The following is a 24498-nucleotide window of genomic DNA, read 5'->3' as shown; positions in this document are numbered from 1 at the left end:
TCGTTCTGATGACAGGTCAGATCCGCGTGCACCTGGTGCAGCGGTAAGGGGAGATCCCCCACATTAAGGGCGGGCATTGTAGCGCTGCGGGGCAGGGAGGTAAAGTTATTGTGCCGGGTGGCGGCTTCGCCTTACCCGGCCTGGATTGACCAGCGGCTCACTAGGCAATCCTGCACGCATCCGCTTCCCAGCGATACCCCACGCCATACACCGCGCGGATAAACGACTGCTCGGCGTCCAGCGCCTCCAGCTTGCGACGCAGGTTTTTGATGTGGCTGTCGATGGTGCGGTCGGTCACCACGCGGTAATCGTCGTACAGGTGGTTCAGCAGCTGTTCGCGGGAGAAGACTTTTCCCGGCTCGTGGGAGAGGGTTTTCAGCAGGCGGAACTCAGCAGGCGTCAGGTCCAGCAGCTTGCCGCGCCAGCTCGCCTGGAAGCGGCTTTCATCCACAATCAGCGGGCTTTCGGCGTCCAGCACCTGAAGCTCGCGCTGCGGCCTGCAGCGGCGCAGAATGGTTTTCACGCGGGCGACCACTTCACGCGGGCTGTAGGGTTTGCAGATATAATCGTCAGCGCCGATTTCGAGCCCCAGCAGGCGGTCAATCTCTTCAATTTTGGCGGTGACCATAACGATCGGTACGTCGGAGAAGCGACGAATTTCCCGGCACAGGGTCAACCCATCAATCCCTGGCAGCATTAAATCAAGCAGGATCAGGTCCGGCGGGGTCTGGCGCACGTAGGGCAGCACCTGGTCGCCGTGGCCGATCAGTGACGGGGCATAGCTGGCCGCGCGTAAATAGTCGATCAGCAGCTGTCCCAGCTTGGGTTCGTCTTCGACGATCAAAATGCGCGGCGTGTTTTCGTCAATCGGTAACTCGGTCATACTTCTCTCGATAAATCCCGTTCCAGAGGTAACTCTACTGTAATGCTAACCCCGCCAAAAGGCGAATGGGCGGCGCGGATCGTGCCATTATGCGCCTCGACGATGTTAACGCAAATCGCTAGCCCCAGGCCGGAGCCGCCGCTGGCGCGGTTGCGGGAGCCTTCGGTACGGTAAAAGCGCTCGAACAGTTTTTCCAGCTGCGCGTCCTGCACGCCGGGGGCGGAATCCGCGAAGGTGAGGGCGAAGCGCCCGTTGTCCTGCCTGCCGGAGATATGCAGCCCGCCGCCGCTGTCGGTGTAGCGCAGGCTGTTTTCCAGCAGGTTGTTGAACAGCTGCATCAGCCGATCTTTGTCGCCAAACACCACCGCGCTGTCCGGCAGGGAGAGGTCGATTTTCAGGTTGCGGCTGGCAAAGCGCTCGCGGAAGGCGCCGCTTGCCACTTCCAGCACGTTAATGACGTCTACGGGCGCCTTCTGGTAGGCCAGCGCGCCTTCGTCGGACATGGAGAGCTGGTGGAGATCGTCCACCAGCTTGGTGAGCGTGCCCACCTCCGCCTGCAGGGAAGCCACCGATTCCGGCGTAAACTGGCGCACGCCGTCCTGAATGGCTTCGAGCTCGCCGCGCAGCACCGCCAGCGGCGTACGCAGCTCGTGTGAAATGTCGGCCATAAAGTCGCGGCGCATCTGCTGGTTCTTCTCCAGGGTGCTGGCGAGCTGGTTAAAGTCCTGCGCCAGCTTGCCCAGTTCGTCCTGGCTGCGGGTATCGACGCGGGTGGTGAAATCCCCGGCGGCCAGCTTGTGCGTGCCCTCCACCAGCCGTTTCACCGGGGCGAGCAGACCGCGCGCCAGCGGGAAGGTGGCGAGCGCGGCGAGCAGCGTGGAGAGGGCGACAATCAGCCAGCTGGTCCGGCGCTGCTGGCGGTCAAAGTTGATGTCGGTGTTGCGCGTCAGGCGCTCCACCGGCGAGGCGATAACCCAGCCGACGGTCGCGTTATTCACTTTAATCGCCCGACGGGTGCCGTCCGGCGGTATCGGCGCGCGCGGGCCAACCAGGGGGCGCATGTCCTGGTCGATCACCCAGAACTGGGTGCGCCAGCCGTGCGGCGGCATGCCCGGGCCCGGACGGTCATCACCGGTATCGTGCTCCAGCGAGCGCAGAATCTGGAAAATAAAGCGGTCGTTATTGCGCAGAAAACGCCAGTTGCCGTGCTGGGCGTACTGTTCACTCAGCGCATCGCTTAAGCCCTGCAAACGCTGCTCATTGCCATGCTTGATGTAATCAATAAAGCCGCGCTCAAAGCTGACCCGCACCGCCCAGTGCATGGTGATCAGCAAAACGATACAGGTGGCAAAAATCGCCAGAAAGAGCTTGCCGGTAATACCCGGACGCCAGAATTTCATGAGCCACTCCTTTTGCCGCGCCTAATCACGACGTTCTTGCTGGTATCATCCGGCACGCGGGCGAAGATGAACGCGGGCAGGGCGATGATGACCGCCATGCTGAGGTAGGTATACATAAAGACCTGATGCGCCACCGGCGTGTCGACGCTGAGATGGTGCTGGCCGTACATGCCGAGCAGCAACCCCGCGATCGTCACGCCCACGCTCATGGAGAGCTGCATAATCATCGACAGCAGGCTGTTGCCGCTGCTCGCCAGATCGTCAGGCAGGTCCTTCAGCGTCAGGGTATTCATCGACGAGAAGCGCATGGAGTTGATGATCCCCTGGCAGAACAGCACCAGCGGCAGGACGTAGTACCAGCCCATCAGCGCCACGGCCATAAACAGCAGGCTGACCAGCGCCAGCCCCAGCGTGGCGGCCACCAGCACGTGACGGTAGCCAAAGCGGTTCACCACCTGCACCACCATGCGCTTCATCCCCATGCTGCCGAGCACCATTGGGATCATCATCAGGCCCGCGTGGAATGGCGAAAAGCCCATGCCAATTTGCAGAAAAACGGGCGTCATAAACGGCAGCATGCCGCTGCCGACGCGTCCGGCAAAGCTGCCGAACAGCCCGAGACGGTAGGTAGGGTTTTTAAACAAGTTCAGGCTGAACAGCGCCTGGTCATTCCCGCGAGCATGCCACAAATACCCTGCAATGGTGGAAATGCCGATAACCACCAGCAACCCGAGCATCAGGGTGGAAATCCCCAGCCCCTTTTGCCCGTCGAGTGCCAGGGTAAGCGTGGCCATGCCCGCCGCCAGCAGAATAAAGCCGAAGAAATCAAAGCGCCGGGTCTGCATTTTGTAGTTCGGCATCAGCGTCAGGGTGGCGATGGCGCCGATGATGCCAACAGGAAGATTGATTAAGAAGATCCAGTGCCAGGAGGCGTACTCCACCAGCATACCGCCCAGCGCAGGCCCAAGCAGCGGCCCCACCTGACCGGGCAGGGTGACAAAGGTCATCGCCGCCATGTACTGCTCGCGCGGCACAATCTTCATCACCGTTAGTCGCCCGACGGGCACCATCATCGCCCCGCCGATGCCCTGCAGCACGCGCGCCATGACCAGCTGGTCGAGGGTGTTGGCCTGCGCGCAAAACAGCGAGCCGGTGGTAAACAGCACGATGGCGGTAAAGAAGATATTCCGCACGCCGACCTTATCGGCCAGCCAGCCGCTGGCGGGCAGCATCACGGCAACCGTCAGCACGTAGGAGACAATCACCATGTGCATATGCAGCGGGCTCTCCCCGAGGCTTTTCGCCATGGAGGGGAGGGCGGTGTTGACGATGGTCGTATCCAGCGACTGCATAAAGAAGCCGAAGGCGACTATCCATAATTGCCAGCGAACGTTGCTGGGAAGCTCTGTCATTTATCCGGTCACCGTAGTTCTGTTTTTACGTGAAAAGCGCAGCCGCAGGCGGTCGAAGAACAGATAGACCACCGGCGTGGTGTACAGCGTCAGCAGCTGGCTCATCACCAGGCCGCCGACAATGGTGATCCCCAGCGGCTGGCGCAGCTCTGAGCCGTCGCCGCCCGAGATCACCAGCGGCAGCGCGCCAAACAGCGCCGCCAGGGTGGTCATCATAATCGGACGAAAGCGCAGCAGGCAGGCCTGGAAGATGGCCTCTTGCGGCGAGAGGTTGCCGTTGCGCTGGGCGTCCAGCGCGAAGTCCACCATCATGATGGCGTTTTTCTTCACGATGCCGATCAGCAGCATGATCCCGATGAGTGCGATAAGGCTGAACGGCGCGCCGAACAGCTCCAGCGCCAGCAGTGCCCCCACGCCCGCTGACGGCAGCGTCGAGAGGATGGTCAGCGGGTGCACGTAGCTTTCATACAGCACGCCCAGCACAATATAGACCGTGGCGATGGCGGCCAGAATTAAAATCACCTGCGAGTTCATCGTCTCCTGGAATACCTGCGCGGTCCCGGCGAAGCTGCCGCGCACGGTGGACGGCACGCCAAGCTGGGTCATCGCGCGGTTGATCGCGTCGCTGGCCTCGGAAAGTGACGAACCGGCGGGCAGGTTAAAGGAGATGGTCGACGCCGCCGACAGCCCCTGATGGTTCACCGACAGCGGCGCGTTGGCAGGCTGCCAGCTGGCAAAGTACGAGAGCGGAATCGCCTTGCCGTCGTTGTTGATGACAAACATTTTGTCCAGGGCGCTGATGTCCTGGGTGTAGCGCGGGTCAACTTCCATCACCACCTTGTACTGGTTCATCGGCTGGTAGATGGTGGAGATCTCGCGCTGGCCAAAGGCGTTGTTCAGCAGGCTGTTGGCGGCTTCAACGTTAATGCCCAGCCGCGACATGGTTTCACGGTCGTAGGTCAGGGCCATCTCGGCACCGTTGTCCTGCTGATCGGAGTTTACGTCCGCCAGTTGGGGCAGGGCGGCCAGCGCCTTGCGGATCTTCGGCTCCCACTCGCGCAGGGCGGCTAAGTCGTCCGAGAGTAACGTGTACTGATAGCTGGCGTTCGCCTGTCGCCCGCCGACGCGGATATCCTGAACGGCCATCAAAAACAGGTTGGCTCCGGGCTCTTTGGCGAGCTTCACCCGCAGGCGGTCAATCACCTGCTGGGCGGTTTCGTTGCGCTCGCCGCGCGGTTTCAGGGTAATAAACATCATCCCGCTGTTGACGCGCGACCCGCCGGTAAAGCCAGTGACGTTATCCACGGCTTTGTCTTCCCGAATGATCTTCATAAAGTCCTGCAGCTTGCCGCGCATCGCCTGGAAGGAAATGCTCTGGTCCGCCTGAATGCCGCCCATCAGCACGCCGGTATCCTGCTCCGGGAAAAAGGTTTTCGGGATGGAAATATACAGCCACACGTTGAGCACGATGGTGCCGATCAGCACCAGGCCGACCAGCCTTGTGTGGTTCAGCACCCACTTCAGCGATTTGCCGTAGCCTTCCTGCATCGCCATCAGCACGCGGCCAAAGCCTTTGCGGCGCGGCTGCGAGTGCGGCTTGCTGCGCTTGAGCATCCAGCCGCACATCATCGGCGTCAGCGTTAAGGAGATGACCAGCGAAATGCCGATGGCGACGGAGAGGGTGACGGCAAACTCGCGCAGCAGCCTGCCCGGCAGCCCGCCCATCAGCAGCAGCGGCAGAAAGACCGCGACCAGCGACAGGCTCATGGAGAGCACCGTAAAGCCCACCTCGCGCGTGCCCTGCAGCGCGGCCTGCAGCGGCTTCACGCCCGCTTCCAGATGGCGGGAAATGTTTTCCAGCACCACGATGGCGTCATCCACCACGAAGCCGGTGGCAATCGTCAGGGCCATCAGCGACAGGTTGTTGAGGCTAAACCCGCACAGATACATGGCGGCAAAGGTGCCGATCAGCGAGACCGGCACGGCCACCGCCGGGATCAGCGTCGCGCGGCCAGATCGCAGGAACAGGAACACCACCAGGATCACCAGCGCGACGGAAATCACCAGCGTTTGCTCCACCTCTTCCAGCGAGGCGCGAATGGTCGGGGAGCGATCCTGGGCAATTTGCAGATCGATTGCTGCCGGGATGGTCTCCTGCAGCTCCGGGAGACGGGCGCGAATGCTGTTCACCGTCTCAATAATGTTGGCCTCCGGCAGCTTGCGGATCATCAGCAGAATCGCCGGCTTGGCGTTGGTCATCCCGGCGTTGCGTACGTCCTGCACCGAGTCGGTGACGCTGGCCACGTCGCTTAAGCGCACCGCCGCGCCGTTGTTATAGTGGATGATGAGCGGCTGATATTCCGCCGCGGTTTTCAGCTCGTCGTTGGTGTGGATCTGCCAGCGGTGGCTGTTGTCCTCAATCGCCCCCTGCGGTTTGCGCACGTTGGCGTTGCTGATGGCGGAGCGCACGTCGTCCAGCGACACGCCCTGGTTGAACAGCGCCTGCGGGTTTAACCCCACGCGCACCGCGGGCAGGGAACTCCCGCCGACGCTCACGTCCCCGACGCCGTTAATTTGTGAGATGGTCTGCGCCAGCTGGGTGGACGCAAAGTCGTACAGCTGCCCCTGCGAGTACGTATCCGAGGTCAGCGTCAGGATCATGATCGGCGCATCGGACGGGTTGGCCTTGCGGTAGGTCGGACGGCTCGGCATCCCGCTCGGCAGCAGGCTCTGTGCGGCATTGATGGCCGCCTGCACGTCGCGCGCCGCGCCGTTGATATCCCGGTCGAAGCTGAACTCCAGAATAATGCGCGTGCTGCCCAGCGAGCTGCTGGAGGTCATCTCGTTGACCCCCGCAATTCGCCCGAGCGAACGCTCCAGCGGCGTGGCAACGGACGAGGCCATGGTTTCCGGCGAGGCGCCCGGCAGCGAGGCGCTGACCATGATCACCGGGAAGTCCACCTGCGGCAGGGGGGCCACCGGCAGCAGCCGGAAGCCCAGCACGCCGCAGAGGGTAATGGCGAGCGAGATGAGAATCGTCGCCACCGGGCGATAAATGAAGAGGGCGAAAAACTTCACTTATGCCTCCTCTTCACGTTTCGGGAAGCGGCTTTTGGTCCACAGCGCCAGGCGGTCAAACAGTAGGTAGATCACCGGCGTGGTGAACAGCGTCAGCACCTGGCTCACCAGCAGACCGCCGACCATGCCGATACCCAGCGGACGGCGCAGCTCCGCGCCGACGCCCGTGCTGAGCATCAGCGGCAGCGCGCCCAGCAGGGCGGCCAGCGTGGTCATCAGGATGGGGCGAAAACGCAGCAGGCAGGCCTGGAAAATCGCGTCGTGCGGCGACATGCCCTGCTCGCGCTCGGCAGCCAGGGCGAAGTCGATCATCATGATGGCGTTTTTCTTCACGATGCCGATGAGCAGGATGATGCCGATGATGGCAATCACATCCAGCTCGCTGCCCGCCAGCATTAATGCCAGCAGTGCCCCCACGCCCGCCGTCGGCAGGGTAGAGAGGATGGTGATCGGGTGGATAAAGCTTTCGTACAGCACGCCGAGCACGATGTACATCGCCACGACCGCCGCCACGATCAGCCAGATGGTGTTGCCCAGCGCGGCCTGGAACGCCAGGGTGCTGCCCTGGAACTGGGTCTGAATATCGGACGGGAAGCTGAGATCTTTCTCAGCCGCCTGAATGGCCTCCACCGCTTCACCCAGAGAGTAATTGTCCGGCACGTTAAAGGAGATGGTGGTGGACGGGAACTGATCCAGATGGTTAATCGACAGGGGGGTATAGCGTTCTTCCACTGTGGCGATAGCGCTCAGCGGCACTATGCCGCCGTCTTTGCTGGTCAGGCGCACCGAGTCCAGCCCCGCCAGGCCGGGCGTGTTCTCCGTGTTGTGCTCCAGCACCACGCGGTACTGGTTCGCCTGGGTGTAGATGGTGGAGATCAGGCGCTGACCGAAGGCGTTGTACAGGGCGTTATCCACGTCCGCCATGGTGATGCCCAGACGGCTGGCGGCGTCGCGGTTGACGTTCACATACGCCGCCAGCCCTTTGTCCTGCCAGTCGCTGCTGACGTCGGCGAGCTGCGGCAGGGTTTTGAGTTTATCCACCAGCTGCGGCACCCAGGTGCTGAGCGCGTCCAGCGAGGTGGCCTGCAGCGTGAACTGGTACTGCGTGCGGCTGATCTGGGTATCGATAGTCAAATCCTGAATCGGCTGCAGGTACAGCTCAACGCCCGGCACGCGGGCGACGGCGCTTTGCAGCCGCTCAATGACGGCGTTGACGCGATCGTCACGCTCATCCAGCGGCTTGAGGTTGATCTGCAGACGCGCGCTGTTAAGCGACGGGTTGGTGCCGTCGACGCCCACGTAGGAGGTCAGGCTCTCGACCGCCGGATCTTTCATGATAATCTCAGACACCTGCTGCTGGCGCTGGGCCATATTGGCGAAGGAGACTGACTGCGGGGCCTGAAGCGTGCCCTGAATAATGCCGTTGTCCTGGATGGGGAAGAAGCCTTTCGGAATGAAAATCCACAGCATCACGCTGAGCGCCAGGGTGCCGAGCGCCACGCCGAGCGTCGCCCACGGGTGGTTGAGGACTTTCGCCAGCACGCGACCGTAGGCGGCAATAATGCGCTCGAACATGCGCTCGGAGGCGCGCGAGAAGCGGTTTTGCTTGCGCAGCGACGCATGGCTCAGCATGCGGGCGCACATCATCGGCGTCAGGGTCAGCGACACCACGGCGGAGATCAGAATGGCGACCGCCAGCGTCACGGCAAACTCGCGGAACAGACGCCCGACGATATCGCCCATAAACAGCAGCGGGATCAGCACCGCAATCAGCGAGAAGGTCAGCGAGATAATGGTAAAGCCGATTTCTCCTGCGCCTTTCAGCGCGGCGGCCAGCGGTTTTTCACCTTTCTCGATATAGCGCGAGATGTTCTCGATGACGACGATGGCGTCATCCACCACGAACCCGGTGGCGATGGTGAGCGCCATCAGCGTCAGGTTGTTGATCGAAAAATCGAGGAACACCATCACCGCAAAGGTGCCGACCAGCGAGAGCGGTACGGCGACGGCGGGAATAATGGTAGCCGGAACGTTGCGCAGGAACAGATAAATGATCATCACCACCAGCGCAATCGCCAGCATCAGCTCAAACTGGGTGTCGGTGACCGACGCGCGAATGTTGGTGGTACGGTCTGAAAGCACCTTCACGCTGACCGACTTCGGCAGGCTTTCGATCAGCTGCGGCAGCATGGTACGGATGCTGTCGGCGGTTTCGATGATGTTTGCGCCCGGCTGGCGCTGCACGTTCATCACGATCGCCTGCTGCCTGTTGGCCCAGGCTCCCAGCCAGCTGTTTTCCGCGCCTTGTTCTACGGTCGCCACGTCGCCCAGACGCACCGGCGCGCCGTTCTGGTAGGCGATAATCAGCTGACGATATTCGTCGGCGGACTGCATCTGGTCGTTCGCCGAGAGCGTGACGGCGCGGGTTGGGCCGTCCAGCGAGCCCTTCGCCGAGTTGACGTTGGCATTGCTGATGGCGCTGCGGATGGTCTCGCTGGTGAGCCCCAGCGCGGCGATGGCCTGCGCGTTAAGCTTGACGCGCACCGCCGGGCGCTGTCCGCCCGCCAGGGTGACGAGGCCGACGCCGGAGACCTGAGAAATTTTCTGCGCCACGCGCGTTTCGACCATGTCTTCGACCTGGGTCATTGGCATGGCGGAGGACGTGACGGCCAGCGTCATGATCGGCGGATCCGCCGGGTTCACCTTGCTGTAGACCGGCGGGTTAGGCAGGTCTGACGGCAGCAGGTTGGTGGCGGCGTTGATGGCGGCCTGCACCTCCTGCTCGGCGACATCCAGCGAGAGCGTCAGCTGGAACTGCAGCGTCACGACGGATGCGCCGCCGGAGCTCTGGGAGGACATCTGTTTTAGCCCCGACATCTGGCCGAACTGACGCTCCAACGGGGCGGTAATGGCGGAGGTGACAACATCCGGGCTGGCGCCGGGATAGAGCGTCACCACCTGAATGGTGGGATAGTCCACCTCGGGCAGCGCCGAGACGGGCAGAAAGCGATAGCCGATAATCCCGGCGAGCAGGATCGCCACCATCAGCAGCGTGGTGGCGACAGGACGGAGGATAAACAGGCGTGACGGCCCACCTGTGGAGCCCGGCGGCAGCACCTGCATCAGGAGGTCGCTCCCTGTTTCGCCGGTTCCACCACTTCCACTTTGGCGCCTTCGGTCAGACGGTCAATGCCGTCGGTGACCACGCGGTCGCCTGCGGAAAGCCCGGCGCTGATGACCACCGTCTGGCTGTCCTGAATTCCGGTTTTTACGAGGTGCTTGCTGACCTTATTGTCGCTGTTAAGCACCCAGACAAAGTTGCCTTCATTACCCATCTGCAGCGCTGCGGTGGGGATCACCACCGCGTTCTCTTCGGTCGCGACCAGCATACGTGCATTGACGAACTGGTTCGGGAAGAGGGCATCGTCCTGGTTATTAAAGCGCGCCTTCAGCTTGATGGTGCCGGTGGTGGTGTCGATCTGGTTATCCAGACTGAGCAGAGACCCTTCACTCAGCTTCTGCTTGTTGGTGCGGTCCCAGGCTTCCACCACCAGGCCTTTACCGGCTTTTTGCGCCTGCATGACGGTCGCGATATCGCTTTCCGGCAGGGTAAAGACTAAATCAATCGGGTGGGTCTGGGTGATCACCACGATGCCCGTGGTGTCGCCGCTGGAGATTTGGTTGCCGATATCGACCTGCTTCAGGCCGACGCGTCCGTCAATCGGCGCGGTGATGCGGCTCCAGTCCAGCTGCAGCTGGGCGCTGGCCACCGCGGCTTCGTCGGCTTTGATCGTGCCCTGCGTTTCACTGACCAGCGACTGCTGGGTATCCAGCTCCTGACGGGACACCAGGTTTGTTTTCACCAGCTGCTGGTAGCGGGCTAAATCGCGCCGGGCGTTGGCGAGGGTCGCGTTGTCTTTCGCGAGCTGTCCCTGCGCCTGGGCAAGGGCGACCTTAAACTGGCTCGGGTCGATTTCCGCCAGCAGATCGCCCGCTTTGACCTGCTGACCTTCCTGGAAGTGGATCGCGATGAGCTGGCCGTCGACGCGGCTGCGCACCGTGGCGGTGTTGGCAGCGGTAATGGTCCCGAGACCGGTGAGATAGCGAGGAACGGCTCTATTCACCGCCGTCGCCGCCTGAACCGGCGCCAGCGCGCCACCGCGCATGCCGTGACGACCTCCACCCGTTGGGCGCTGGACCTGGCTGGTGGCGCCGGCCGGTGCGGCGGTGTTCGCGGATTGACTGTGCCAGTACCAGGCGGCGGCAAGGGCCACCACAATGATGCCAGCGGCTATTGCCCAGCGGGATTTGTTACTGCCTTTCATCGTTATACGTTCTCATCCTGAATACTTCGGGGAATGATACTAGTTTAGTCAGGCAACATAGCGGAAAAATGGAGGAAATATGGAAGACTGTCGGGAATTGTCTGAGTGTTGCCGGGTGACCCTTCGCTTACCCGGCCTACAAGGTAAATGCGAACGGCAACGGATGTTGCCGTTTTTGGTGTTTTGTGGGAGAGGGCACCAGACCGCACTACAACAACATACGTTTTGTAGGCCGGGTAAGGCGAAGCCGCCACCCGGCACAACCGCACTAGCTAAACATCACCTGCGCCCAGCGCGCCAGACCAGCGGTAACGGAACCAAAGTCATCGCCACCCGCGATAGGTATTCCCGGCAGCTGTTCGGCCAGCGCTTTCTTGATCAGCGGTGAACGAGCGCTACCGCCGGTCAGGTAAATCACGTCCGGCTTCTCTTTGCCGTTCTCCAGCGCGAGCTGCACCTGTTCCAGAATGCGCTGTAGCGGCTGGGCAAGCGCCGTCTCCAGCCCGTCCTGCGAAATGGCAGTGACCAGTTCGTCACTGATAAACGGCAGGGAGACCGCATGTTCAGCGCGGTCGGACAGGGCGATTTTGCTCTCTTCCGCCGTACGCACCACGCGGTAGCTCAGACGCTGACGCCACACTTTATAGAGCAGGGCGACCTTTTCGCCGTCCTGGGCATCGCGCACCAGATCGTTAAGGAAGCGGCCGTTGGCGGTGCTGTAAAAATCACTCTGCGCAGGCACGTCGTTGATGGCAATCGCGTTCCACCACGGCAGGATCGGCAGGGCGATGCCTTTTTCGGTTTGCCCCCCCATGCCGAGCAGCGGCATCAGGCTCTTGAAGGCCAGGGCGATATCCAGATCGTTACCGCCCACGCGGCAGCCGCTGTGCCCGAGCAGGCTGTTTTCACGATCGCGACGGCGATGCCACTGCGGCCCCATCAGCAGCAGCGAGCAGTCCGTCGTGCCCCCGCCGATGTCCACGACCAGCACGCGCTTCTCTTCCGTCAGAGTGGCTTCGAAGTCCAGCCCTGCGGCAACCGGCTCATACTGGAATACCACGTCGCGGAAGCCGGCGCGGTGCGCCGCGCGCTCCAGGATCCCCTGCGCCTGCTGGTTGGCCTCGTCGCCGCCCAGCCCCTGGAAGTTGATCGGGCGGCCAATCACCGCCTGGGTAATCGCATCGGAGACCTGCGTCTGCGCCTGCTGGCGAATATGCAGCATCATCGCGCACACCAGGTCTTCGAACAGCGCGACCTGCTGCGGCTTCAGGCCGCTGGCGCCGAGGAAGGATTTTGGCGACTTAACGAAGTAGACCTCTTCGGGGTCTTCAATGTAGTGCCCGAGCGAGGAGAGGCCGAACTGCACGCTGGAGGGCGTAACGTCGATATCTTCCTCGCGGTTAAAGCTGACCGCCCGGCGCAGCAGCGCCTGGGTCTCCGCCGCCGTGGCCGGAACCTGATGGTGGCGAAACAGCCACTCGCTCACCGCTTCACGCGTCGGTGCGCAGAGCATTGACGGCAGCAGCGTGCTCTCTTTTTCCATCTTCAGGAGCCGTGGCTGCCCGTCTTGCATAATCGCAACCGAGCAGTTTGCCGTACCGTAGTCAAATCCAATAAACACGATGAATCCCCATGCCGGTGAGAAGGGGCGAGACTTTAACGAAATGTCTGCATGGCGACAACAGGAATATGAAAGCAAGGCAAAACAGGGTCTTTACGTTTATGCTGATAACACTAAAAAAGGAGCAACGATGTATACCCTCACCTGGCTTCCCCCTTATGACTGGCAGTGGATGTTTGGTTTTCTTGGCGCGCGCGCGGTAACGGGCATTGAAACCGTCACCAGCGATTACTATGAGCGCAGTTTTGCCTGCGAGGGGCATCAGGGGATTTTCCGCGTGACGCCGGATATTGCCAGCCATACGCTGAGCGTGACGCTCAGCCCGGGGTTAATTCCGGTTGCGCAGGCGTGTCTTGAACGCATCGAACGCCTGTGCGATCTCCGCTGTAACCCGCAGCAAATAGCAGAAACGCTGGGCGAACTCGGTGCTGCAAGGCCAGGCTTGCGTTTACCGGGGGCGGTGGATGCGTACGAGCAGGGCGTCCGGGCGATCCTCGGGCAGCTGGTGAGCGTGGCGATGGCGGCGAAGCTGGCGTCACGCGTGGTGGCGCTCTGTGGCGAACCGGTGGCGGATTGTCCGGGCTATCTCTGCTTCCCCACGCCCCAGGCGCTGGCGGCAGCGGACCCGCTGGCGCTGAAGGCGTTGGGTATGCCGCTAAAGCGCGCGGAGTCGCTGATTCATCTGGCGCAGTCGGTTATCGACGGAACGTTTCCGCTTTCCCCGCCCGCGAATACAGAAGAGGGGATGAAGGCGTTACAGCAGCGGCCGGGGATAGGGCGCTGGACGGCAAATTATCTGGCCCTGCGCGGCTGGCAGGCGAAAGATGTGTTTCTGCCGGATGATTACCTGATTAAACAGCGCTTCGCCGGAATGACGCCCGCGCAAATTCGTCGTTATGCCGAACGCTGGAAGCCGTGGCGCTCCTACGCGCTGCTGCACATCTGGTATACCGACGGCTGGGCACCGTCAGTTGATGGCGAAATAGCTGGTGTTGAGCAGAAGATCTAATGGCTGCGGCTCGGCGATGGTGTCACCAAAGATAAAATCGATGCCGATGCCGGAGAGCGTATCCATCATGATGGGCTGGTTACAGGGGCCCGCGATAGTTTTCATTCCCACACGCTGGGCGTGGCCCTGAACAATGGTCACCATCATCTCATCCATCAGATTGCCATACACGTTGGTTACCACCTCTGCATCCAGCATCAGATAGTCGGCCATATTCGCGGTCAGGTGGGTAAAGACGTTCATGTCGCGTCCCACCTGGCTGAAGATCACGCGGCAGCCCGCCTGGCGAAGCTTTTGCAGACCCCGATGCAGGTTCTTATCCGGGTTGCACACCACATCGGCAGAGATAACCAGATGCAGCAGACGGCCCGGCATCGGGCTTTTATCCAGCAGATCGAGCAGTTCATCGACCAGCGTCACGCTGGCTAAACCGGCCTCCGAGAGCGGCAGCGCCACGCCCATGCCTTTACTGGCGATCTGGGTGGCATAGGTGCGGAAAAATTCGCTAAAGATCCGTCTGTCGAGGGCGTGCAGAAGCTCAGGCTCGGCCAGACCCGAGCGGAAGGCATGCTCTTCCTGAACTTCGCCCTGGCTGGTCCACAGGCGTAACGACAGCAGCCAGAAATTACTGCTCTCCGGGATGCGCGGGGAGGCGACGCTGCGGGCAATCATCATCAGATGATTGTCTTTAATCATGTGCCACTGTTCATCAAGCGACATCATGCTGCGCGTGTGGTGATCCCGCTCCTGCTGGGGTTCATACACCGTCACCATGCCGCGCCCGCTGTTTTTTGAGGCGTAACAGGCAATGTCCGCCTGCGACATGATTTCCGACGCCTGATGGTTATTTTCATCAATCAGCGTGATGCCGGCGCTGGCGCCGATCCGGTGCAGGCGGCCTTCCCACATAAAGTGATAGTCGTTGATGGCATGAATCAGGCGACCGGCGATATAGCGCGCGCTTTCCAGGTTGCAGTCCGGTAACAGTAACCCGAACTCGTCCCCGCCCAGACGCGCCAGCACGTCGCTGGAGCGGAGCATGGTCAACATCAGGGAAGCCAGTTCCCGCAGCAGGGCATCACCCGCGGCGTGGCCAGCCGTGTCGTTGACGGCTTTGAAGCGATCGAGGTCGATAAACACCAGGGCATGGCGCTGGCGCGTTTCGCGAACGGTCTGCAAGAGCCGTTTGAGATGGTTTTCGAAGCTGACCCGGTTTGCCAGATGGGTCAGGGCATCGTGGGAGGCGCTGTAGCTTAGCTGGCGCAGCATTTTGCGCGACTCGGTGACGTCCTGAATGACGATCACCGAGCCAATATTCTGTCCATCCAGCGTGCTGAGCGGCGTAATGCTGTAGTGGATATCATAATTGCCGCCGGTACGGCAGTTCAGCACCACATCCTGATCGATATCGGAACGGGACATATCGCCGCTGTGAATATTCTCCATCAGCGGCCCTTTTTCACCGAAGGTAATGTGTAACACCTTCAGGATCGGCTGGCCGATAGCCTCGGTCTGCAGCCAGCCGCTCATTTTCTCCGCGACCGGGTTCATAAAGGTGACGTTCATGTTGATATCGGTGCACAGCACCGCTTCACCGATGGAGTCGAGGGTAATGTGCAGACGCTCTTTTTCCTGGAAGAGGGCCTCGTTAAGCTGCTTAACCTCGGTCATGTCCATGTTGATGCCGAGCAGCCGTTCAACTTCCCCCTGCTTATTGAGCACCCGGTTCGCCAGGGAGCGAATATGACGCACGCCTTCCTTCACGCGGATGCGGAATTCCAGCTTAAACGGCAGACGGGAAATCAGGGAGTCCCGCAGCACCTGCTCGGCGTGGACGCGATCCTCCGGCAGCATCGTGTCGTGCCAGAGCTGCCAGGTGGGCTTGATGTGCGGCGGTATTTCATAGAGCTCAAACATCCGCTTATCCCAGCTGATAATGTCGGGTTCCAGATCCCATTCCCAGATGCCGATGCCCCCGGCTTCGTTAGCCAGCGTAATGCGCTCCATCAGGCGCTTATTGACCCACTCGGTCTGCTTCAGATCGTTAATGTCTTCAATCTGGGCAATAAAATAGAGCGGCGAGCCGTCGGCATGACGCACCACGGAGACGGCAAGAAGCGCCCAGACCACTTCCCCGTCGCGGGTGTAATAGCGCTTTTCGAGGGAGTAGGTATTGATCTCGCCGTTGACCAGCTGTTCGAGCTGCTCGAGGTCGGTATTCAGATCTTCTGGCCAGGTGAGCTGCTGGAAGGTCAGCGACTGAAGCTCCGTCTGGCTGTAGCCGAGGAAATTGCACAGCGCCTTGTTAGCCTGAAGCCATTTGCCTTCAATGCTGACCAGCGCCATGCCGATGGCGGAATATTCCATCGCGTTACGAAAGCGCTCTTCGCTTTCGGTGATGTGTTTGCGTTCGGCGCGGAAGGCGTACATCACCATGGTCATCACGTTAGCGGGCAGGAGCAGCATCAGGAACGGCAGCCAGGGGGCGTTCAGCATCGGCCCGGCGTGCTGGGTGGTCAGCGCCAGAGGATTGCGGGCAATCATCAGCGACACCACCATCACGGTGACCAGAAACACCATGAACGCTTCCATCCGCGGCAGGCGCACGGCGCTCCACATCAGCAGAACGATCACGCAGGTGAAGGGCCACGGCAGCCAGGTGATGGCTGCCCAACTGAGGGCTAACGTCACGGCCAGCGTGGTCAGCGTTTCCAGCAGCAATCGCGGGTCACGGTGGCGCAGCAGATAATGCGGCTTAAATAACAGCCCCAGTGGCACCAGCGCCAGCGCGCCAATGGCTTCTGACAACACCCAGACGAAGAAATTACGCAGGGGCTCAGAGCCGGGTGCCAGCAGAGACACCAGAATGCCGCCCATCAGTGGCGGCACCAGCGCGCTGCCGATGGCCACGCGGATCCAGTCGTTCAGATTCTGCAGCGGGTTGTACCACGGGAGCCATTTACGCAGGAACAGCGCGCCGATAACGGCCTCAATGACGTTGACCGCAGGGTAGATGAGGCTGACCGACCCCCAGGAGAACAGCATCCATGAGGCCAGAATATTGCCGAACGAACAGGCCAGGGCAATGCCCGGCCACATTTTTCCGGCATGGCGGTAAAACGCCACCATCATAATGGCGGTGGGAAACCAGAGCGGGGCCAGCAGGGTGCCGAAGCGGGTGAGCTCCAGCGAAAATAAGGTAAAGATAAAGGTGACCAGGCCCAGACAGACAAGTCGTAATAAAGGATGTGGGGTGGTCACCAAAACCCGCTGGTATTGTTTATTCATTACCGCTTTATCCAGAGACGCCATGCCGTCAGGGAAGAAGATGTCCGAACGCGTGAATTTGATAATTTGGTTTATGCTAGTACAAACAATTTACAATTCATATGGTGACCGCTCAGAATTTGACAACACAGACTTATTAAATACTTACTCCGTGAAAAAAAACGGGTAAGCGGCGAAAAAATGCGCATTTAAATTTCATTCAGGGAATAACTCGCCAGTTTTCGGTCAGTCTCGCAGAACCTGAGTATTCGACTGGTATCACGCCCGCGAAATCCCTATAATTGCCGCGTTTGACGCTCCGGCGTCGTCCTTCCTTTACATCCAGGTTAATCAGGTCGCTAAATTTATGACTGATAAGTCTCATCAGTGCGTCATTATAGGCATCGCCGGCGCATCGGCTTCAGGTAAAAGTCTAATTGCCAGTACGCTTTATCGCGAACTGCGTGAACAAGTAGGTGATGAGCATATCGGCGTCATTCCCGAAGACAGCTATTACAAAGATCAATCCCATCTGTCGATGGAAGAGCGCGTTAAAACGAACTATGACCACCCTAATGCGATGGATCACAGCCTGCTGTTCCAGCATTTAGAAGCGCTTAAGAGCGGCCAGGCGATCGAACTGCCCGTTTACAGTTACGTAGAACATACCCGCACCCAGGAAACGATCCGCATCGAGCCGAAAAAGGTCATTATCCTTGAAGGCATCCTGCTGCTGACCGACGCCCGCCTGCGTGAATCCATGAACTTCTCGATTTTCGTCGATACCCCGCTGGATATTTGCCTGATGCGCCGCATCAAGCGTGACGTTAATGAACGCGGCCGCTCAATGGACTCCGTGATGGCGCAATACCAGAAAACGGTCCGCCCGATGTTCCTGCAGTTTATTGAGCCCTCCAAACAATACGCCGATATCATCGTGCCGCGCGGGGGTAAAAACCGCATCGCGATCGATATCTTAAAAGCGAAAATCAGCCAGTTTTTTGAATAAGCCGCGTGAATTGTGTACCGTTCAGAGATAACCTGGTTTTACCCTGAGCGCTTACCGGCTCAGGGTACGATGCATGAAAGGAGAAAAAGGCATGCGTCTTTGTGATCGCGATATTGAAGCCTGGCTGGATGAAGGCCGTTTGTCTATTACCCCACGTCCACCTGTTGAGCGTATCAATGGGGTGACCGTCGATGTCCGGTTGGGGAATAAATTCCGCACCTTTAGCGGCCATACCGCACCGTTCATTGACCTCAGCGGACCGAAGGACGAAGTCAGCGCCGCGCTCGATCGCGTGATGAGTGACGAAATCGTCATCGAAGATGGCGAAGCCTTTTATCTGCATCCGGGTGAACTGGCGCTGGCGGTAACGTTTGAATCCGTCACCCTGCCTGCGGACCTCGTCGGCTGGCTTGACGGCCGTTCTTCGCTGGCGCGACTGGGACTGATGGTACACGTGACCGCGCACCGTATCGATCCAGGCTGGTCGGGCCGTATTGTGCTGGAATTCTTCAATGCCGGTAAATTGCCGCTGGCGCTTCGTCCGGGGATGATGATCGGCGCGTTAAGTTTTGAACCGCTGTCAGGCCCGGCAGACAGGCCGTATAACCGCCGTCAGGACGCAAAATATCGCGACCAGCAGGGTGCGGTTGCCAGCCGTATTGATAAAGACTGATCGTTAGTCCATTGAGGATGCCATGAGAAGAGTTCTGACAACGCTGATGATTTTGCTGGTGGTGCTGGTGGCTGGCCTTTCGGCGTTGGTTCTGCTGGTTAACCCTAACGACTTCCGCGCGTATATGGTGCGGCAGGTTGAGGCACGCAGTGGTTATCAACTGAAGCTGGACGGGCCGCTGCGCTGGCACGTCTGGCCGCAGCTCAGCATTCTCTCTGGCCGCATGTCGCTCACGGCGCCGGGGGCGTCCCAGCCGCTGGTGTCCGCAGACAACATGCGCCTTGATGTGGCGCTGATCCCGCTCATTTCCCATCAGCTGCAGGTGAATCAGGTGATGTTGAAAGGCGCGGTGATTCAGCTCACCCCGCAAACTGAAGCTGTCCGTGATGCCAACGCGCCTGTGGCACCGCGTGAAAATACCCTGCCTGATGAACCGTCTGATACTGGCTGGTCCTTTGATATTGGCAAACTGAAAGTGGCCGATAGCGTGCTGGTTTTCCAGCATGAGCACGAAGAGCTGGTCACCGTTCGCAACATTAATCTGCAGATGGAACAGGATGAGCACCATCTTGCATCGGTGGAATTCAGCGGGCGCGTGAACCGCGATCAGCGGGATCTGACGCTGTCGTTGAATGCTAATGTGAATGCGTCAGACTATCCGCATCAGCTCACGGCGAACATCCAGCAGCTTAACTGGCAGCTGACGGGGGCCAATCTGCCCACCCAGGGGATCGCCGGTCAGGGGACGCTGCAGGCCGTGTGGCGTGAGGAACAAAAACAGCTGGAGCTGGATAATCTCAACCTGCAGGCAAATGACAGTAGCCTGAAGGGACAGGCGAGCGTCACCTTTGAAGAGAAGCCGAAGTGGGTGCTGAATCTGCAATTTGACAAGCTCAACCTGGAAAACCTGTTGCCACCTCTGCCAGCCAGCGCCACGGACAGCGAGGCGACGCAGACGGGGCAAAGCCAGACACCGGTATCACGTCCGGTTATTTCGTCGAATCTCGATCAACCTGACTATAACGCTCTGCGCGGATTCACGGCGGATATTCTGCTGAAAGCCACCAGCCTGCGCTGGCGCGGCATGGACTTTACCGACGTGAGCAGCCAGATGTTTAACCATAACGGTTTGCTGGTGATCTCCGAACTGAGCGGCAAGATGGGCGCAGGACACCTCTCGCTGCCCGGCACGCTGGATGTCCGTAAAGACGTTGCCAGCGCCGAATTCCAGCCGCGTCTCGATAACGTTGAGATAGGCACCATCCTGACCGCGTTTAACTACCCGATCTCTCTGACGGGGCAGTTGACGCTGGCGGGGGATTTCTCCGGCACGAAAATTGATGCCGATGCTTTCCGCCGCGAGTGGCAAGGGCAGGCGCATCTTGATCTGAAAAACTCCCGTATGGAAGGGCTTAACTTCCAGCAGCTGGTACAGCAGGCGGTGGAGCGCAGCAGCGATGTGAAAGCCCAGGAGAGCTACGACAGTGCCACGCGCCTCGACAGCTTCACCACGGACCTGACGCTGAACAACGGACAACTCTCTCTCGACGGAATGCAGGGTACCTCTTCACTCTTATCCTTAACGGGCGAGGGTAAGCTGGATCTGGTCAAAGAGACGGCGGACACGCGCTTTAACGTGCGGGTACTTTCCGGCTGGCAGGGGGAAAGCAAGCTCATCGACTTCCTGAAAGAGACGCCGGTCCCATTGAGCGTATACGGCAAATGGCAGGCCCTGAATTACAGTCTGCAGGTGGATCAGATCCTGCGTAAGCATCTGCAGGATGAAGCGAAACGTCGACTCAGCGGCTGGGCGGATCGTAATAAAGATTCACAGGACGGCAAGGATGTGAAGAAGCTGCTGGATAAGCTTTGATGCCTGTTGCGCCGGGGGGGGCTTCGCCTTACCCGGCCTACAAAAACCGAACGCCGCAGGCCGGGTGAGCGAAACGCCACCCGGCTTTTTTACACCTCAAAATCCAGTTCTTCCTCTTCCCGCAGCGGTATCAGCTGAACCTTCTGCACGCGATGGTTTTCAATCTGGAGCGTTTTAAGCCGATAGTCGCCGACCTGAACCTCTTCCCCCGGCTGTGGGATACGCTGCAAATACTCCATCAGCAGACCGGCAATGGTGTGGTATTCCCGTTTATCATCCAGCGGTAGCGGCACATACTGCACCAGGTCTTCCAGCGGCATATGGCCGTTAGCCGTCCACGAGCCGTCGGCGTTTTTCTGAATGTCGTGGCGGGCGTCTATCTCATCCACCTCGTTTGGCAGATTACCGGCAATGGTTTCCATCACGTCGCTGAGCGTGACCAGCCCTTCCACCGAACCAAACTCATCCACCACAAAGGCAAAGTGGGTGCGCGCGTTACGGAATTGCTCAAGGGCGGAAAGCAACGGCAGCCCCTCCGGGAAGACCAGCGGCTGGCGAACCAGGGCGCGGAGATTGAGCGGCTCACCGTGGAGCTGCTGCTGGAGCAGATCAATGACATGTACCACGCCCAATAGCTCCTCTTCCGCTTCCCCGCCGGTCACCACCACGCGGGTGTGCTGGTTTTTATCCAGCAGGGCGCGAATGTGCGCTTCCGGGGCCGTCAGGTCAATATGCTCAATGTCATGCCGCGACGTCATAATGCTGCTGACCGTACGCTGGTTCAGATTGAGCACTCGCTCAATCATCCGTCGTTCCTGCGGGTCAAAGATCTGCCCGTCGCTGTGGTCGGCCAGCATGGCGGAGGATTCGGCGTCCAGCTCCGCATCCTCTTTCTTGCCGCTTAACAGACGCATGACCGTGTCGGCTGTGCGCTGACGCAGAGTCTGATTGGCGGAAAGGAAGCGACGGCGGTTGAATATCGCCAGCTGGTTAAGCGCTTCAATCATGACGGAGAACCCGATGGCGGCATAGAGGTAGCCTTTCGGAATATGGAAGCCAAAACCGTCGGCCACCAGGCTGAAGCCAATCATCAGCAGGAAGCTCAGGCAAAGGATAACGATGGTCGGGTGACTGTTCACGAAGCGGGTCAGTGCCTTGCTGGCCATGACCATCAGCGTGATGGCAATAATGACCGCGGCCATCATCACCGCAAGGTGGTCCACCATCCCGACGGCGGTGATCACCGAGTCCAGGGAGAAGACCGCATCCAGCACCACGATTTGCGCGACCACCGGCCAGAATTTTGCTCCGCGGCGCTGGGTCGGGTTCTCGCTGTCTTTGCCTTCCAGCCGCTCGTTGAGCTCCACGGTGGCTTTGAACAGCAGGAATAGCCCGCCAAAGAGCATGATCAGATCGCGGGCGCTAAAGCTCAGACCGTGAATGGAGAACAGAGGCTGAGTGAGCGTGACCAGCCAGGAAATAGAGGCCAGCAGCAGTAAGCGCATCACCATCGCCAGCAGCAGCCCCGTTACGCGCGCGCGATCGCGCTGGGAAGGGGGCAGTTTTTCAGCAAGGATGGCGATAAAAACCAGATTATCAATCCCGAGCACCAGCTCGATGACAACCAGCGTAACCAGCCCGGCCCAGATTGAGGGATCGGCAATCCATTCCATAGTAGTAGCAATACCTTCTGTAACATGACTAATGACACAATTCGATCATGGATAAAGCTGTGGGAAAATGCAATGTCAGTATGAGATTTCTCTCAATAATCATTAAATTAAAACTGGCGGGTATAATAGTTTTAATTTATCCAGGAAATCTGTATTTATCCGAAATAACAAAATTAAGAAATATCGCATTAAAAGATGTTCAATCATAACGCTGTCAACATAAAGAAATTCTTAAAAATAAAGTGCATTTCTAAATAAATTCTTAAAAGTTGACGTTCGGAACCCGTTTTCTTGCCTGTTTTGGGATTAACTGTTACAAGATTATTAGCCTAAAAAAGGATAACTCCCGTTAAGGATTGATGTTTTTTTTGGGCGATTAACGAAATAGTGCCTGCGTATTTTGAATGCTTCATTTATTTCACCAGCAAAAAATTCTTGCGGTTTTTTGCCTGTAATTCATTGTGTTATAGCGTATTGGTAGCTGGAAGCCAAGGGCGGTAGCGTGCCTGAATGTGTGTGGGTGGGCCATGATTACGTTGTCAACAGTGACTGGCCAAATAGCGTTTTTTTTAGGAATGATGCCACTTATATTTTTATTTAATTAGCTACATTCTTAATGCATTTTAGATTCACACGTATTTAAATTGCACAGGATAATTACTCTGCCAAAGTGATAAATAATCAATGATGAACTCCAAAATGAAATTGATGCCATTATTGGTGTCTGTGACCTTGATGAGCGGTTGCACGGTCTTTCCCGGAAGCAATATGTCTACAATGGGCAAGGATGTGATCAAGCAACAGGATGCCGATTTTGATCTCGACAAAATGGTGAATGTTTATCCACTTACGCCTCGTCTGGTCGAACAATTACGCCCACGTCCAAACGTTGCCCAGCCAAATATGTCACTGGACCAGGAAATTGCTTCCTACCAGTATCGCGTAGGGCCTGGAGACGTCATTAACGTGACCGTCTGGGATCACCCCGAACTGACCACGCCAGCGGGCCAGTACCGTAGCTCAAGCGACACCGGTAACTGGGTGCAGTCAGATGGCACCATGTTCTATCCCTACATTGGTAAAGTCCATGTAGCAGGGAAAACGCTTGCCGAGATCCGCAGTGATATTACCGGCCGCTTAGCGCAGTACATCGCCGATCCGCAGGTGGACGTTAATATCGCCGCATTCCGCTCGCAAAAAGCCTATATCTCCGGCCAGGTGAACAAATCTGGTCAGCAGGCCATCACCAACGTTCCTCTGACCGTGCTGGACGCCATTAACGCCGCAGGCGGGTTAACCGACGGCGCCGACTGGCGCAACGTGGTACTGACCCACAACGGGAAAGAGCAGCGCATTTCGCTGCAGGCGCTGATGCAAAACGGCGATCTGACCCAGAACCGCCTGCTTTATCCGGGCGACATCCTCTATGTACCACGCAATGACGATCTTAAAGTCTTCGTGATGGGTGAAGTGAAGAAACAGAGCACCCTCAAGATGGACTTCAGCGGTATGACGCTGACCGAAGCGCTGGGCAATGCTGAGGGTATCGATCTGACGACCTCTAACGCGACCGGTATCTTCGTGATCCGTCCGCTGAAAGGTGAGGGCAGCGCGAAAGGCAAGATTGCCAACATCTACCAGCTGGATATGTCCGATGCGACCTCTCTGGTGATGGCGACGGAGTTCCGTCTCCAGCCATACGACGTGGTGTATGTCACTACCGCACCGGTTGCCCGCTGGAACCGTCTGATCAACCAGTTGCTGCCAACCATCAGTGGCGTTCGCTACATGACGGATACGGCGCGCGACATTCATACCTGGTAATCCGCGATGTTTAACAAAATTCTGGTGGTATGCGTGGGGAACATTTGCCGTTCCCCTACGGCTGAACGGTTGTTGAAACACTACCAGCCCGAACTGACCGTTGATTCGGCAGGGCTGGGTGCACTGGTCGGTAAAGGTGCCGATGAGCGCGCAATGAGCGTGGCGCGGGACCATCACCTCTCTCTCGACGGGCATGTTGCCCGCCAGGTCACTGGCCGCATGTGCCGTGAGTATGACCTGATTCTGGCGATGGAAAAACGCCATATTCAAGCGCTGTGCGATATCGCTCCGGAGATGCGCGGTAAGGTGATGCTGTTTGGACACTGGGACAATGAGCGTGAAATTCCCGATCCATATCGCAAAAGCCATGAGGCTTTCGAGGCGGTTTACACCTTACTTGACCAGTCTGCCCAACAGTGGGCGCAGGCACTGAAAGCTCAGCAGGGATAAC

Annotated in this window: 15 protein-coding genes; 6 read left to right on the top strand and 9 right to left on the bottom strand. The window is 58.9% G+C overall.

The window, feature by feature from the left end; genetic code table 11:
- Positions 1–160: 160 nt before the first annotated feature.
- From baeR to yegD, 7 genes are all read right to left on the bottom strand, one after another.
- A complete protein-coding gene (baeR, locus tag FHC48_RS11065) occupies positions 161–883 on the bottom strand; it encodes a two-component system response regulator BaeR (protein WP_119312170.1) in 723 nt (240 codons plus the stop codon).
- Positions 880–2283 carry a two-component system sensor histidine kinase BaeS gene (baeS, locus tag FHC48_RS11060; protein ID WP_021241469.1) on the bottom strand — a complete coding sequence of 468 codons (1404 nt, stop codon included), beginning with the start codon at positions 2281–2283 and terminating at the stop codon, positions 880–882. Before baeS ends, baeR begins: the two co-directional genes overlap by 4 nt.
- Positions 2280–3695: an MFS transporter gene (locus FHC48_RS11055; RefSeq protein ID WP_119312169.1), complete on the bottom strand. Its 1416-nt coding sequence runs from the start codon at positions 3693–3695 to the stop codon at positions 2280–2282. The genes baeS and FHC48_RS11055 overlap by 4 nt, the downstream gene beginning before the upstream one ends.
- Positions 3696–6773, bottom strand: coding sequence for a multidrug efflux RND transporter permease subunit MdtC (mdtC, locus tag FHC48_RS11050; RefSeq protein WP_119312168.1), 3078 nt, complete (start codon positions 6771–6773; stop codon positions 3696–3698).
- A complete protein-coding gene (locus FHC48_RS11045) occupies positions 6774–9896 on the bottom strand; it encodes an MdtB/MuxB family multidrug efflux RND transporter permease subunit (protein ID WP_119312167.1) in 3123 nt (1040 codons plus the stop codon).
- The gene (locus FHC48_RS11040) at positions 9896–11098 is read right to left on the bottom strand and encodes an MdtA/MuxA family multidrug efflux RND transporter periplasmic adaptor subunit (RefSeq protein WP_220418755.1); all 1203 of its coding nucleotides are present in this window, start codon (positions 11096–11098) and stop codon (positions 9896–9898) included. Before FHC48_RS11040 ends, FHC48_RS11045 begins: the two co-directional genes overlap by 1 nt.
- Positions 11099–11366: 268 nt before the next feature.
- Positions 11367–12719: a molecular chaperone gene (yegD, locus tag FHC48_RS11035; protein ID WP_119312165.1), complete on the bottom strand. Its 1353-nt coding sequence runs from the start codon at positions 12717–12719 to the stop codon at positions 11367–11369.
- 130 nt (positions 12720–12849) lie between these two features.
- Here yegD and alkA point away from each other — a divergent pair, with 130 nt between their 5' ends.
- Entirely contained in the window at positions 12850–13728 is an 879-nt protein-coding gene (gene alkA / locus FHC48_RS11030; RefSeq protein ID WP_023325633.1) for a DNA-3-methyladenine glycosylase 2, read from the top strand.
- On the opposite strand, the gene FHC48_RS11025 is transcribed toward alkA, so the two are convergent.
- Entirely contained in the window at positions 13687–17016 is a 3330-nt protein-coding gene (locus FHC48_RS11025; RefSeq protein WP_008500856.1) for a diguanylate cyclase, read from the bottom strand. The two genes, alkA and FHC48_RS11025, sit on opposite strands and share 42 nt — an antisense overlap.
- Positions 17017–17362: 346 nt before the next feature.
- Here FHC48_RS11025 and udk point away from each other — a divergent pair, with 346 nt between their 5' ends.
- The 3 genes from udk (at position 17363) to asmA (ending at position 20550) form a co-directional block, all read left to right on the top strand.
- Positions 17363–18004: a uridine kinase gene (gene udk, locus FHC48_RS11020; protein ID WP_008500855.1), complete on the top strand. Its 642-nt coding sequence runs from the start codon at positions 17363–17365 to the stop codon at positions 18002–18004.
- A 91-nt stretch (positions 18005–18095) separates the two neighbouring features.
- Positions 18096–18677 (top strand): dCTP deaminase, encoded by a 582-nt coding sequence (gene dcd / locus FHC48_RS11015; protein ID WP_008500854.1) that lies wholly within the window; start codon positions 18096–18098, stop codon positions 18675–18677.
- Positions 18678–18699: 22 nt separating this feature from the next.
- Positions 18700–20550 (top strand): outer membrane assembly protein AsmA, encoded by a 1851-nt coding sequence (asmA, locus tag FHC48_RS11010; RefSeq protein ID WP_119312164.1) that lies wholly within the window; start codon positions 18700–18702, stop codon positions 20548–20550.
- An 89-nt stretch (positions 20551–20639) separates the two neighbouring features.
- On the opposite strand, the gene FHC48_RS11005 is transcribed toward asmA, so the two are convergent.
- Positions 20640–22223 (bottom strand): TerC family protein, encoded by a 1584-nt coding sequence (locus tag FHC48_RS11005; RefSeq protein WP_008499412.1) that lies wholly within the window; start codon positions 22221–22223, stop codon positions 20640–20642.
- A gap of 684 nt (positions 22224–22907) precedes the next feature.
- Between FHC48_RS11005 and FHC48_RS11000 the strand changes: the two genes are divergently transcribed.
- Both FHC48_RS11000 and wzb read left to right on the top strand, forming a co-directional pair.
- The gene (locus tag FHC48_RS11000; protein WP_008499413.1) at positions 22908–24047 is read left to right on the top strand and encodes a polysaccharide export protein; all 1140 of its coding nucleotides are present in this window, start codon (positions 22908–22910) and stop codon (positions 24045–24047) included.
- Between the two features lie 6 nt (positions 24048–24053).
- Entirely contained in the window at positions 24054–24497 is a 444-nt protein-coding gene (gene wzb, locus FHC48_RS10995; RefSeq protein ID WP_021241460.1) for a low molecular weight protein-tyrosine-phosphatase Wzb, read from the top strand.
- Position 24498 lies beyond the last annotated feature (1 nt).

It is taken from the genome of Enterobacter sp. EC_50 (assembly GCF_019584525.1).
Classification (GTDB): domain Bacteria; phylum Pseudomonadota; class Gammaproteobacteria; order Enterobacterales; family Enterobacteriaceae; genus Enterobacter; species Enterobacter roggenkampii.
This window is presented reverse-complemented; position numbering and strand designations above follow the sequence as displayed.

Bases quoted from the DNA above. Each gene is read 5' to 3' on its own strand.
- baeR (WP_119312170.1), bottom strand. From the start codon at position 883: ATGACCGAGTTACCGATTGACGAAAACACGCCGCGCATTTTGATCGTC.
- baeS (WP_021241469.1), bottom strand. From the start codon at position 2,283: ATGAAATTCTGGCGTCCGGGTATTACCGGCAAGCTCTTTCTGGCGATT.
- FHC48_RS11055 (WP_119312169.1), bottom strand. From the start codon at position 3,695: ATGACAGAGCTTCCCAGCAACGTTCGCTGGCAATTATGGATAGTCGCC.
- FHC48_RS11045 (WP_119312167.1), bottom strand. From the start codon at position 9,896: ATGCAGGTGCTGCCGCCGGGCTCCACAGGTGGGCCGTCACGCCTGTTT.
- FHC48_RS11040 (WP_220418755.1), bottom strand. From the start codon at position 11,098: ATGAAAGGCAGTAACAAATCCCGCTGGGCAATAGCCGCTGGCATCATT.
- alkA (WP_023325633.1), top strand. From the start codon at position 12,850: ATGTATACCCTCACCTGGCTTCCCCCTTATGACTGGCAGTGGATGTTT.
- FHC48_RS11025 (WP_008500856.1), bottom strand. From the start codon at position 17,016: ATGAATAAACAATACCAGCGGGTTTTGGTGACCACCCCACATCCTTTA.
- udk (WP_008500855.1), top strand. From the start codon at position 17,363: ATGACTGATAAGTCTCATCAGTGCGTCATTATAGGCATCGCCGGCGCA.
- dcd (WP_008500854.1), top strand. From the start codon at position 18,096: ATGCGTCTTTGTGATCGCGATATTGAAGCCTGGCTGGATGAAGGCCGT.
- asmA (WP_119312164.1), top strand. From the start codon at position 18,700: ATGAGAAGAGTTCTGACAACGCTGATGATTTTGCTGGTGGTGCTGGTG.
- FHC48_RS11005 (WP_008499412.1), bottom strand. From the start codon at position 22,223: ATGGAATGGATTGCCGATCCCTCAATCTGGGCCGGGCTGGTTACGCTG.
- FHC48_RS11000 (WP_008499413.1), top strand. From the start codon at position 22,908: ATGATGAACTCCAAAATGAAATTGATGCCATTATTGGTGTCTGTGACC.
- wzb (WP_021241460.1), top strand. From the start codon at position 24,054: ATGTTTAACAAAATTCTGGTGGTATGCGTGGGGAACATTTGCCGTTCC.